Annotated in this window: 11 protein-coding genes; 4 read left to right on the plus strand and 7 right to left on the minus strand. The window is 52.9% G+C overall.

All coding sequences use genetic code 11. The features are described 5' to 3' along the window. The first annotated feature begins 50 nt into the window (after positions 1-50). Positions 51-446 (plus strand): OsmC family protein, encoded by a 396-nt coding sequence (locus tag ACYVBJ_RS22685; protein ID WP_460984582.1) that lies wholly within the window; start codon positions 51-53, stop codon positions 444-446. Positions 447-544: 98 nt separating this feature from the next. Here ACYVBJ_RS22685 and ACYVBJ_RS22690 read toward each other — a convergent pair whose 3' ends face one another. Further along, the gene (locus ACYVBJ_RS22690) at positions 545-2176 is read right to left on the minus strand and encodes an ABC-F family ATP-binding cassette domain-containing protein (protein ID WP_460984583.1); all 1632 of its coding nucleotides are present in this window, start codon (positions 2174-2176) and stop codon (positions 545-547) included. A 162-nt stretch (positions 2177-2338) separates the two neighbouring features. Here ACYVBJ_RS22690 and ACYVBJ_RS22695 point away from each other — a divergent pair, with 162 nt between their 5' ends. Continuing rightward, positions 2339-3010: a DUF2461 domain-containing protein gene (locus ACYVBJ_RS22695; protein WP_460984584.1), complete on the plus strand. Its 672-nt coding sequence runs from the start codon at positions 2339-2341 to the stop codon at positions 3008-3010. A gap of 58 nt (positions 3011-3068) precedes the next feature. Here the strand turns inward: ACYVBJ_RS22695 and murI are convergent, their stop codons facing one another. The 3 genes from murI to alaS all read right to left on the minus strand — a co-directional run bounded on the left by murI (position 3069) and on the right by alaS (position 7153). Beyond that, entirely contained in the window at positions 3069-3887 is an 819-nt protein-coding gene (gene murI / locus ACYVBJ_RS22700; RefSeq protein WP_460984585.1) for a glutamate racemase, read from the minus strand. Next, a complete protein-coding gene (locus tag ACYVBJ_RS22705; protein WP_460984586.1) occupies positions 3884-4267 on the minus strand; it encodes a type II toxin-antitoxin system death-on-curing family toxin in 384 nt (127 codons plus the stop codon). Before ACYVBJ_RS22705 ends, murI begins: the two co-directional genes overlap by 4 nt. Positions 4268-4477: 210 nt before the next feature. Continuing rightward, positions 4478-7153 (minus strand): alanine--tRNA ligase, encoded by a 2676-nt coding sequence (gene alaS, locus ACYVBJ_RS22710; protein WP_460984587.1) that lies wholly within the window; start codon positions 7151-7153, stop codon positions 4478-4480. A gap of 144 nt (positions 7154-7297) precedes the next feature. Between alaS and ACYVBJ_RS22715 the strand changes: the two genes are divergently transcribed. Both ACYVBJ_RS22715 and dprA read left to right on the plus strand, forming a co-directional pair. After that, positions 7298-7630 carry a MerR family transcriptional regulator gene (locus ACYVBJ_RS22715; RefSeq protein ID WP_460984588.1) on the plus strand — a complete coding sequence of 111 codons (333 nt, stop codon included), beginning with the start codon at positions 7298-7300 and terminating at the stop codon, positions 7628-7630. Between the two features lie 198 nt (positions 7631-7828). Continuing rightward, the gene (gene dprA / locus ACYVBJ_RS22720; protein ID WP_460984589.1) at positions 7829-8941 is read left to right on the plus strand and encodes a DNA-processing protein DprA; all 1113 of its coding nucleotides are present in this window, start codon (positions 7829-7831) and stop codon (positions 8939-8941) included. Here the strand turns inward: dprA and eutC are convergent. The 3 genes from eutC to ACYVBJ_RS22735 form a co-directional block, all read right to left on the minus strand. Further along, positions 8874-9500 carry an ethanolamine ammonia-lyase subunit EutC gene (eutC, locus tag ACYVBJ_RS22725; protein WP_460985263.1) on the minus strand — a complete coding sequence of 209 codons (627 nt, stop codon included), beginning with the start codon at positions 9498-9500 and terminating at the stop codon, positions 8874-8876. The two genes, dprA and eutC, sit on opposite strands and share 68 nt — an antisense overlap. Before the next feature lie 166 nt (positions 9501-9666). Next, entirely contained in the window at positions 9667-9996 is a 330-nt protein-coding gene (locus tag ACYVBJ_RS22730) for a DUF4377 domain-containing protein (RefSeq protein ID WP_460984590.1), read from the minus strand. A gap of 77 nt (positions 9997-10073) precedes the next feature. After that, on the minus strand, positions 10074-12686 hold the full coding sequence (locus ACYVBJ_RS22735) for a glycosyl hydrolase (protein ID WP_460984591.1): 2613 nt from the start codon (positions 12684-12686) through the stop codon (positions 10074-10076). Positions 12687-12840: the final 154 nt, after the last annotated feature.

The raw sequence follows: 12840 nt of genomic DNA on the forward strand, positions 1-12840 counted from the left end.
TCGGTGCGTACAGCATCAAACTCATAAAAATTTAGTTTACCGTTTGTTCAATGGCCACAATCTCTGCCCGTATTGAACGTACTCCGTACGAAACCCACCTCACCACCGGATCGCAGGTGATCGTTGTCGATGAACCGCAGGAAGTTGGTGGGCAGGACCGTGGTATGCGGCCGGGTGAGTTGCTGGCCGGTGCGCTGGCTTCCTGCACGGTCATTACGTTACGTATGTATGCCGACCGCAAAGGCTGGCCGCTCGACGCGGTGGTTGCGCACGTCAACTACACCTACGATCCCGCTGCCAAACGGTCGCTATTTAGCCTGCAGTTGGTCCTGACGGGTGATCTGGATGCTGACCAGCGGGCTCGCTTGCTGGAAATGGCTGACCGGTGCCCTATCCATCGAACCTTGCAGGAGCCCATTGATTTCGAAACTACTTTGGTTGATTAGCCAATCGCGTTATGCAATGCTGGTCGGCAAGGTAAACGATATACGTATAAAAAAAGGCAACCCCGCTGATGAGGTTGCCTTTTTTGGTTGTGGTTAATTTACGCTACGGCCTCATACAGCTCTTCGCGTTGGGCTTTTACCCGGTCGTCGGAGATGTATTCGTCGTAGGTCATCAGTTTATCAAGAATGCCGGCTGGCGTAATCTCAATGATGCGGTTAGCCACGGTCTGCGCAAACTGGTGGTCATGCGAAGTGAAGAGAACCGGACCTTTGAAATCGATCAGGCCGTTGTTGAGCGATTCAATCGATTCCAGGTCAAGGTGGTTGGTCGGCTCATCGAGCATGAGGACGTTGGCACCCGACAGCATCATTTTCGACAGCATACAGCGTACTTTTTCGCCCCCACTCAGCACGGTCGCTTTCTTGAGCGATTCTTCGCCTGAAAACAGCATCCGACCCAGAAACCCGCGAATGAAACTTTCATCTTTTTCCACCGAGTACTGCCGCAGCCAGTCGACCAGATTCAGATCCGTCTGGAAATATTTTTCTTTCTCGGTATCGTTGGGGAAGTACGACATCGTAATGGTAACACCCCAGCGGAACGTACCCGAATCCGCTTTCCGCTCACCTGATAGAATGTCCATCAGCGCTGATACGGCCAGGCCATCCCGGCTATACATAAAGATCTTGTCCTGCCGATTGACCGTAAACGACATGTTCTCGAACAGCTTGGTACCATCCTCTGCCGTGTAGGTCAGATTTTCGACCGTCAGGATCTGATCGCCGGGTTCACGTTCCGGCTTGAAGTTCACGTACGGATACTTCCGCGACGACGGCTGGATGTCTTCAATCGTTAACTTTTCGAGCAGCTTAGCGCGGCTGGTTGCCTGTTTCGACTTCGACGCGTTGGCCGAGAACCGGCGAATGAATTCTTCCAGCTCTTTTCGTTTGTCTTCCGTTTTCTTGTTCTGATCCTGCCGTTGTTTTAGGGCTAACTGGCTCGATTCGTACCAGAACGAGTAATTCCCGGTAAACAGCTTAACCTTGGCAAAGTCAATATCGACAATCTGCGTACAGACCTGATCGAGGAAGTGGCGGTCGTGGGATACGACAATGACGGTATTGTTGAAATTAGCCAGGAAGTTCTCCAGCCAGATACTCGATTCCACATCCAGGTTGTTGGTCGGCTCGTCGAGCAGCAGAATGTCCGGATTACCAAACAGCGCCTGCGCCAGCAGCACCCGTACTTTTTCCGACCCGTTCAGGTCCGACATCAGGCTGTAGTGAATGTCTTCTTTGATACCCAATCCTGATAGCAGCGACGCGGCATCGGATTCAGCGTCCCAGCCGTTCATTTCGGCAAATTCAGCTTCCAGTTCGGCCGCCCGTTCGCCGTCGGCATCCGTGAAATCGACCTTGGCGTACAGCTCGTCTTTTTCCTGCATGATGTCGTACAGGCGCTGGTTACCCATAATCACCGTTTGCAGCACCGGATATTCGTCGTAGGCCGACTGGTTCTGCTTGAGCACCGACATGCGTTCACCGGGCGAAAAACTTACCGAACCGGTTTGCGGTTCGATTTCACCCGATAAAATCTTAAGAAACGTTGATTTTCCGGCCCCGTTGGCGCCAATGACACCATAGCAGTTGCCGGAAGTAAATTTTATGTTGACATCGTCGAACAGCACCCGCTTTCCATAGCGGAGCGAGACGTTTTGTACCGTGATCATGGCGCGTTATTTCCCGTTCAGATTGAAAGACAAAGGTACGAATTTTTGGCGGGAAAAGGGAATTACGGCCGTTTCCGTACCTGAACCCGACGGGCAGACAGTTGCCGTACTGTGCCTTAAAATGAATAGCTTTGCCAGCCAAGCCTATGCGTATCGCTAATCATGCTGCAATCGACCACTCTAACGTTCCTCACCGACCTGAAAGCGAACAACAGCAAACCCTGGTTCGATGAGAACAGAAAGACTTACGAAACCGCCCGAGCCGATTTTATCCAATTCGTAACGAAGCTGATCGAAGGCCTGGGCGCACTGGACCCCGACATTGCCGAAACGCCCTTACAGGCAAAAAGCTGCATCTTCCGCATTAACCGGGACGTTCGGTTTTCTACTGACAAATCGCCCTATAAGACCAATTTTGGTGCCTGGTTCAACAAGGGCGGCAAGAAACTGGAATCAGCCGGGTATTACGTGAACATCCAACCCGGTAATTGTTTTGTCGCGGGAGGTTTGTATATGCCCGACCCAACGGTGCTGGCTACGGTTCGACAGGAGATTGATTACAACTTAGAAGAATTTGAATCTCTGCTCAAAGCGCCCTCCTTTACGAGTCATTTTGGTGGACTAAACCGCGACGAAGCCTTGCAACGGCCACCCAAAGGGTATACTGCCGATAACCCCGCGGTTGAATATCTGAAGTTGAAGAGCTTTACGGCTTCGCATACGCTCCCTGACTCCGCACTGACGAAACCAGCCCTGACCAAACAGGTGCTGAATGCCTTTGCAGGCTTGCAGCCGTTAGTAGCTTACCTAAACCGGGCCGTTGTGGAGCGATAGTATGGCTTTCTTTAGCGAGCACCGTCGCGGTCTCCCGCTAAAGAAAACGTAATATGTATTATAGCGCCAGATACTGCGATTGAACGGGTTCTCCGTAGAAGATGGCGGCTTGCCGATCGAAATCGTCGGTAGAATCAGTCGTCAGAAAAGCCCGCTGGCCATGCTTGCTGCATTGCATTTCGATCTCGGGGTGACGGTGCAGATAGTCGGCTAAACGGTCAGCGACAATACCGCCCTGGCTAACTATCGTTGCGTTAGCCGGTGCGTATTGCCGGATCTTGTCCAGCAGCAACGGATAATGCGTACAGGCGAGCAGCAACGTATCAATCTGGCTTGACTGCGCCAGCAAGCGGTCGATGTGCTGCCTGACAAAATAATCGGCTCCGTCACTGGCGTATTCGCCATTTTCAACCAGTGGTACCCACATCGGGCAGGCTTCCTGATACACCCGTACATCCGGAAAGAACTTCTCGATCTCAACCCGGTAAGACTCTGATGTAACGGTACCGCGTGTCGCCAGAATGCCGACATTACCCGTTTTCGAGTACGTACCGATCACTTCGGTAGTAGGCCGAATAACACCTAGTAGCCGGCGATCGGGAGCGATTTTCGGCAAATCAAGTTGCTGGATATTACGTAACGCCTTGGCCGAAGCCGTGTTACAGGCCAGAATCACCAGCTTACAGCCCTGATCGAACAGATGCTGAACGCACTCCAGTGTATAGTGATAAACCGTGTCGAACGAACGCGTACCGTAGGGCGTACGGGCATTATCGCCCAGGTAGACGTAGTCGTACTGAGGCAGTTTCTGAACAATTTCGCGCAGTATAGTCAGGCCACCATAACCCGAATCAAACACACCAATGGGTTGGTTCATAACTGTATTACGTGCTGACGTACCCAATCGGTGAACTGCTCTCTTGTCAACTTACCGTCGGCAACCTGTAAAATAACGTGTTCCTGTTCGGCTACAGAGGCTTTTAGTTCGAGCCCATTCATAACTAAAACCACTTCCATAATAGCATGCCCGATTCGCTTATTTCTATCAATAAACGGATGATTACTAATCAGCAAATAGTCGGTTAAAGCCGCTTTATCTATCAGCGTTGGATAAAAATCATTCCCATCGAACGTAGCAAAAGGCTGTGCTAAGGCAGAATCGACAAGATCGTGGTAACGCATACCAAAACTCCCGCCCGATTGCTCGATAATACGTTTGTGCGATGCCAACACATCAGCGAGCCCTGGGAATATCATTAAGCCAGACGTTCGTATAGAGCCTTGTTTTTAGCGAGCACATAATCAATTGCTCGCTCAGATACAGACGATTGACTCAACAGGGAGTCAATCGTCTGTTTTAGAAGCTCATCTACAGTCAAATTTGTGGATTCGGCTTTTGACGCTAAAGCCGACATCTGTTCGTCAGATAAAGTCAGCTGTATAGTCACTTATAGACCAGTTTCTAATCTAACTCAACAATTCTTTTCCCTGTGCCAGGGCAGCATCGAGGCCACTGGAGTCGGAGCCGCCAGCTGTGGCAAAAAACGGCTGACCCCCTCCCCCACCTTTGATGTTTTTAGCCAGTTCTTTCACAACCTGACCTGCGTTCAACTTCTTGGTTTCAATCAACGTATCGGGCAACATAACCGCCAGTTGAGGCTTGCCGTTGATGTCGGCTCCGAGTACAACGGCGAGATTATCAACCTTGGCTTTAAGGTCGTAGGCCAGCTGCTTGAGGGCATCGGCGTTCGGAACGCTTACTTTTTCAACGAGAACGCTGTGCCCATTCACGGCGACAACCTTCTCCAGCAACTGGTTCTTGAGTTGCTGTACTTTCTCGTTTTGTAAGGCTTCGACCTGCTTCTGTAGGGCGCTGCGTTCTTCGAGCAGCGTCTGCACCGCTTTCACTACGTCTTTTGGCGCCTTGAGCAGTTCTTTAAGTTCGCTCACTACGGCCATCTGCTCGTTGATCAGCTGCTCAGCCCCGGCCGAGGTTTTGGCCTCTACCCGCCGAACGCCCGTTGATACGGAGCCTTCGCCGGTGAACTTGAACAGACCAATATGGCCCGTTGCCGGTACGTGCGTACCACCGCATAGCTCAACCGAGTAGTCCGGATCGAAGGTAATCACCCGCACAAAATCGCCGTATTTCTCGCCGAACAGGGCCGTAGCGCCCATTTGCTTTGCCTGTTCGATCGGTACGTTCCGTTTCTCGTCGAGCTTAATATCTTCGCGAATTTTCTCGTTCACAATCCGTTCGACTTCCGCTAATTGCTCGTCCGTCACTTTGCTGAAGTGCGAGAAATCGAACCGCAGCGCGTCGGGACCCACGTATGAGCCTTTCTGCGCTACGTGTGTACCCAGCACATCGCGCAGGGCGGAATGCAGCAGGTGCGTAGCGGAGTGGTTGCTGCTGGTCAGACCACGACGGGCCGTATTGATTATTGCATAGACCGAATCGGCTTCCGTCAGCAGATCGTCAATGCCCTCCACATTCTGGACAATGTGGATGACCAGGTCGTTTTCTTTTTTCGTGTCGAGCACGGTCAACGTACCAATCTGATCAGAACCGGACGGTCCGCCGTTGCGGTAGAGTTCAAGCGTACCGGTATCACCGATTTGTCCGCCCGATTCGGCATAGAATGGCGTTTTGTCCAGCACCACCTGAACCTGGGTTCCCTGCTTGTTCTGAATCTTACGATACTTGACAATCTGCGCGTATACTTCGGGCTGATCGTAGCCGACAAACTGGACTTTATCGTCTAGTTCAGCCAGATCGATCCAGTCACCCGCCGACGATTGGGCGTCTTTGCGAGAGCGTTGCTTTTGCCCCTGTAAGGCCTTCTGGAAACCTTCTTCGTCAATGCGCAGCCCTTTCTCGCGAGCGATCAGGGCCGTCAGGTCGGCGGGAAAACCGAACGTATCGTTCAGCTCGAACACCGTTTCGCCAGGAATTTCCGACTTGCCTTCGGTGGTTAGTTGGCCAATGATCTGGTCGAGACGTCCCAGACCCGTTCCCAACGTCCGTAGGAAAGCGATTTCCTCTTCCCGAATGACCGTAGCCACGAAATCACGCTGAACATTCAGTTCGGGAAAGACATCGGCAAACTGCATGGCCAGCGTCGGCACGAGTTTGGTCATGAACGGCTCGGTCAGGTTCAGGTACGAGTAGCCGTAGCGAATGGCCCGACGCAGAATCCGACGTATTACGTAACCCGCCTTGGCATTGCTCGGCACCAGCCCATCGGCAATGGCAAACGACACCGCCCGGATGTGGTCGGCAATAACGCGCATCGCTACGTCCGATTTCTCCATCGTGCCCCCGTACTGAACACCCGACAGTTCTTCGATTACGTTGATCGTGCCCGAGAAGACGTCGGTGTCGTAGTTCGACCGCTTTTGCTGAATCGCCATGCACAACCGCTCGAAACCCATGCCCGTATCGACGTGACGGGCTGGCAATGGCTCCAGTGAGCCGTCGGCCTTGCGGTTGAACTGCATGAACACCAGGTTCCAGATTTCGACAACCTGCGGGTGATCGGCGTTAACCAATTCTTTACCGGACTTTTCGGCAACCTCTTCGGCCGAACGCAGGTCGACGTGGATTTCGGAACAGGGACCGCACGGCCCCGTGTCGCCCATCTCCCAGAAGTTATCTTTCTTGTTGCCGTAGATGATGCGATCTTCGCCAACGATGGGTTTCCAGAGGTCGAACGCTTCCTGATCGAAGGGAACGTTGTCTTTTTCGTCGCCCTGAAACACGGATACGTAGAGCCGGTCTTTCGGCAGTTTATAGACATCCGTTAGCAGTTCCCACGCCCAGGCAATAGCTTCTTTTTTGAAGTAATCACCGAACGACCAGTTGCCGAGCATCTCGAACATGGTGTGGTGATACGTATCGAAACCGACATCTTCAAGGTCGTTGTGCTTACCGGATACGCGCAAACACTTTTGCGTATCGGCTACGCGCCGGGAAGGCGGATTTCCGTTGCCTAAAAAGAAGTCTTTGAACTGCGCCATACCTGAGTTGTTGAACATCAGCGTGGGGTCGTTTTTGGCGACCAGCGGGGCCGATGCAACAATCAGATGTTCTTTGGAACGGAAGAAGTCGAGAAAATGCCGACGTATTTCGTGGGAAGTCATAAGTTTAAGCTCTACTCACATATGAATACTAATTAGTGTCATTCTATTTTAGAATGTACACTAATCAAAATCCATTAAATACTGATACTGTGCAAAATTACGCCAAAACTTGCGTTTATTCAGGCAGATTGGCAAGTTTGTCATATGGACGGTGCGGGCAAGCTATACTATGGGATCAAGGAGGTGGCAGAGATGTTTAAGATCAATGCCTCCAAGCTGCGCTTTTACGAAAAGGAATTTCCGACGCTCCAACCCAAAAAGAACCGTTCGGGTGATCGGGTGTACACCCAGGCTGACATCGATCAACTGAAGGAAATTTTCGAGTTGATCAACGAAAAAGGCTACACCTTGCCCGGTGCGCGTGAGTACCTGAAGAAGCGCGAAACCAGCCGGCGGGAAGGCGCCCGACTCACGGCAAAACTTCTGGAGCTGAAAGCTTTCTTGCAGCAGATGCGAAACAATCTGGATAATCTGTAACGCCAGCGTCAGCCATTTTTCCGCTACTATATCAAGAAACACCTGTCGACGATCCGGGAGATCAAAATCAAAAAGAAGGTCACCCATAATTCGACAGCCTGATCCTACAGCGAGAGGTTGGGTTTTCAACTAGAAATCAGTAAGCTTGCAAGAGCCTCTTTAAGGCCTGTTCATACCCACCGATAATCACTGCTTTTTGTGTCCACCGATAAACAGCATCAAATTGCCTTAACCCTTGTTCCCGGGGTTGGCAGCATTCTCATTCGCCAGTTAATCAGCTACTGCGGTTCAGCTACTGACGTATTCCGCTCACCACTGGCGCGTCTGCTCAAAGTGCCGGGTATTGGCGACGTTACCGCCCGGTCCATCCTGAAACCCGATGTGCAGACTCAGGCGGAACAGGTCATGAACCGGTTAGCCAAAATGGGCGCTACGGCCCTGTTTTACACCGACAAAGCCTATCCGGCTCGGCTTAAGTCACTTTACGATTCACCGGCTTTACTGTATTTTCAGGGATCAGGCGACCTGAACGCGCTACGTACCGTCAGCCTGGTTGGCACGCGGCAGGCAACGGATTACGGCCGACGAATGACTGCCGAACTGGTTGAAGCGATGGCCCCGTTCGGTGTCAGTGTGATCAGCGGGTTGGCCTACGGCATTGACATTGCCGCCCACCGGGCCAGTTTAGTCAACAGCATACCAACAATTGGCGTCATGGCGAGCGGATTGGACATTATTTATCCGAATGTCCACCAGAAAACGGCACAGGAAATGCTCGTTACAGGCGGTTTACTCACCGAAAGTCCATCCGGTACAAAACCCGATGCGCACTTATTTCCGGCCCGGAATCGGATCATTGCAGGCTTAAGTGATGCCGTGATTGTCGTTGAGGCAGCGGCCAAAGGTGGCGCGTTGATCACGGCCGAATACGCCAACAACTACCATCGGGATGTGTTTGCGGTTCCCGGACAGCTCACTCAGGCGTTTTCGGCAGGTTGCAACAAGCTGATTCGGGAGAACAAAGCGCAGATTTACACGAGTCCTAAAGATTTGATCGAAGCCCTGAACTGGGATCAACCGACAAACGCCGTGTCAAGCAAAGTGATTCCGCCTGCCTTACCTGTGAACATTACCGAAGAAGAAAGTCAGATTGTCTCGCTGTTACGTCAGGTCGCCGACCTACACATTGACGACCTAAGCTGGCAATCGCAGATTCCGATGGGACGGCTGGCGTCGCTGCTGCTCAATCTAGAGTTTCAGGGGTTTGTGCGCTCGTTGCCGGGGAAGAAGTACTCGGTAGTGTATGTGTAGGCATTTCATCTTTCAGATCCACGCCCGACAAGCGCCGGGTTTTCATTTCGGTGAGCAGGTAGATCAATTTATCAACGGCCAGATCGCCCGGCAACCCGTCGGGCCGGATGTTCGATACGCAGTTTCTTGATTCGTCGGTCAAGCCCGGCCGGGGCTGATACGTTAAATAAGCGCCGAGACTATCGGGCGACGATAAACCCGGTCGTTCGCCAATCAGGACAACAACCAGTTCAGCTCCCAGCGCGTGGGCAATCTCATCGCCGATGGCTACGCGTCCCTGCTGCACCAGGCAGATCGGGGCCAGCGTCCAGCCAAGTTGCCCGATCTGCCTAACTAACTTCGTTACGGCGGATACGGCGTGTTGATTGATCGCCGAGGCTGACAATCCATCAGCCACCACAATCGAAACCGTGTAGACTGGGCTATGCTCGAAAAAACGAATTGCCTGTAGAAATAACCGGGACGAATCGTCGAGCCGGCGACCTAGATCAGGGCGCTGGAGGTACGTCTGTCGGTCAATGGCCTGGCTGTGCAGCCACTGAGTCTGGGGCCGAATTATGTTAAACTCAGTTCATAATCGGTCGGTGTCAAACTGCGAATAGGCGTCATCATGGACCCGGGCCTGTGTAGGCAGGCTATGCCCGGCACGTCCCTGCGCGATTCGGGCGGCAGTATGGTCTCGAATAAAAGACCAGGGACAACGTCTGTCATACCAGCAGGATAACTTATTTTTTGATCTTATCGACTAACTCAATCAATGTGTAGCGATTGGATGATCCGTCGGCGGGTGGATTCGCTACGTGTTCGCGCTTCACCACCAGTCTGTACTCGTAACCTTCTTCGTACGTAAAGCCCCGAATGGGATCGTAAAACAGCTGCCAGTCGGTCGAGTCATTGATTCTGACCTGCATACATTTCCGGGGCCCTACCCCCATGCAATCTTTGTATTGATCGGCAACCTGGAGCATAAGCAACTCCGGCTTAACCGTGCTTTTGTCGCAGGCTGAAAACACGGTTAAAAACCCGATGGTAAGTAAAGCAAGCAGTCGATTCATTTTCTGATTTAGTAACAGTATAGTAAACATACGTCTGAATGACCCGCTTTGGTTACGATCGGTTGCAAGCCGTTATGTTAAGGCAATACACGTACTGGACCCAACAAGCCCGACGGCATAGGTTCCCACTGGGAAGCATCGAAAGGACGGTAGCGAATGTCAACAATATTGATGTCGTAAAACTTTTTCCACTCGGGGTGCTGCCGGTCGTAGAGTCGCATATAATTTGCCGACAGATTCGTTACGTCAATTACCAGTTGATTTGTGCCCGGCTTCAATCGCCCGGCCGGATTCGTCACCTCGAAAGGCAGGCACCAGGCCGTACCCAATGGCTGCCCATTCAGCCGAACCTCGGCCACTTCGCGCACATCCCCCAACTCAAGCCGATACGGTTTCATTACGTCTGTAGTGGAAGGTACATCAAACGTAGTGGTGTACCGGGCCGTGCCCGAAAAATAAGTCGCGGAATCAGAGGAAGCGGCCCCGCCCCCCGTTGTCCATGAAACCAGTTTCGGCAGGGTTATGGTGCCAGTTAATGATGGACGGCCGCGCAAAAACTGCACCTGCCAGGGGCCAGTTACGTCCAGCAAGGGGTTGGGCGTCGACTGATCCGTCCGGCTGGGCATACCGGCTAATTGAGGACGATTTTGACCTCCGCTCCTGTCGGAATTAGAGAGCGTCACAAAACACGATTTGCCGGGCGGAAGGCGCAGATAGACCTCCGTGTTTGCCTGAGCACCTTTCCGCATCGGTACCGGTCGACGCTCTTCATCGGTAAGCGGGTCGTTCAGGAGAGCCGTATTTGCCGTAGTGGCCAGGTTCACCCAGCCAGCCTGAAAGCGGTCGCTCAGGTTAGTGATAAAATACTGCGTTTCACCGGATGCCGTTTTCTTTCGCACGAAAGACAGACCCGCTTCGGCCATTGGCTCCCGCCTGGCACCGGCCCGTTCCAGCGCACCGAATACGTCCGTTGTTAGAGAAACCGTTTTCTGCTGGTTCAATGCCTGCCCTAACGACGCTACGTCCGCAGTCCGTTGCTGCCAGTTATAAAAACCCGTCGCCTGTTTCGGCACAGCGCCTTCGAAAACAACCCGAACGCCCTGGCGCGCAAATGCCAGTAACGTTCGTAGCGTGGTCTCCGGAATATACCTAGCGGCTGGCACCACAATGGCGCGATACGTAGCATCCGCAGTACGTACCGCCCCATCCGGATTCACGGTAAGCTGATTCAGCAACGCATCGGATACGAAATCGAACGTAAAGCCACGCTGCTGCAACTGCTCACCCAGTCGCCCGAACGGCAAGGGTAATAACCACCGCTCGACATGGTGTACTTCGAGCATGTGTACGCCCCCGGCCGATTTAGCGGGTTTAGCCCACAAGTCATGAATGGGAAAGTAAACCAGCACATCGTTGTCTGGCCTGCTTTGTTGCAGCAGCCGCTGGCACCGTTCGACGTATTGATTGAGCAGGGGCAAATGCGGCCACAGATGCGACGATGGGCCGTAGTTCGTGGACGCGTAGAAGAGCCAGCCGGGATACGCTTCGGCCTGGGGTGAATACGTGGTACCGTGGTAGAATACATGGTTAATCCCAGCCGTAAACAGCTCGTCAATCTGCGGTTTTATCTGCGACAGCGCTACGTTGAAATGATCGGCCAGCCAGGTGCCGGTTTCCGAGCTTACCAGCTTCTTACCCGTCAGGTGTGCGGCCGACGAAGCGAATTTCATAGCCAGTGGATCGGGTGTTCCAAACCGGTCGACTTCATAGTTCTTATCGACGCGCAGGCCCGGAATCGGAAAGCGGCTGCTGCCGAATGACTCCGTTTCGGGTATATCCGTCAGGGCGTATAAATCCAGCAGATTACCTGGTGAGCCATGCGCCTGATTTCGGGTCTGATAGCCCTTTGTACGCGCCCAGTTGGTCCAGGTCGTGGTAAAACCATCCCGCAGCAACTCCGCTAAGGTCTGGTGGTAATCCTGGCGGACCCGAACGCCATCGTCATAGCCGGTGGTGTCCTCAAACGCCGGTAACTGACTGTTTAGATCATAACCCCGTCGTTTTTTGAATTCAGCAGCGAACCGATCCGTCCAGTTCGCGCCGTACACTTCGTACGAGTCGTTGTACACCGCCCGCGGTTTCTGAGGTAAGCGCGCCAGCGTCGAGTCGAATCGTTGCAGATACCGGCGAACCGCTGCGCTGTCGAAATAATCGAGCACGAGACCCGCCCCACCCGGCGCGGCCCGTTTCACCAGCTGTTTGGTCGGTACCGACGTCAGCTGACCATTCTCAACCTTCCATTGTTTCGCGGCCATGTCCCCCGTTACGTTCGGACCGCCAAATGGCCAGCCGGTACCGGTCGTTACGTCGACACCCAGGCCCAGCCGACTGGCTTCGTTAACCGTATGCGCAAACACGGCGAGCCACCGCTCGCTCAGAAACGGAATAAACGCATTTTCGTATCCTTTCACGCCGTAGATCGGAATGATATGCACCCCGCCCAGGCCCGCTTTGGCAAACTGGCCAAGCTGGTTCGTTACGTCGGCTTCGTTAACGGCGCTGCCCATCCACCACCAATATGTCCAAGGGCGACTCGTATTTAGCGTCGACACTTGGGTAGGCTGAGCCTGTAGCGTAAAGGCCGCAAGCAGCAGGGCAACAATACAGTATAATCGAATCCGAATCTTCATGGCAGGTTTTTTCTTAAAAGGCAAATAAGGCTTCGTTTTCCTGTTCTGGTCATCTGCCTACTCTCGACTAACTTAGCCTGGTATTGCCGAAATAAGGCTGGATACCCCCTACTTTACTGGCTTCAACAATTGGCAGTCACTACTCAATTTGGGA

It is taken from the genome of Spirosoma fluminis (assembly GCF_054778895.1).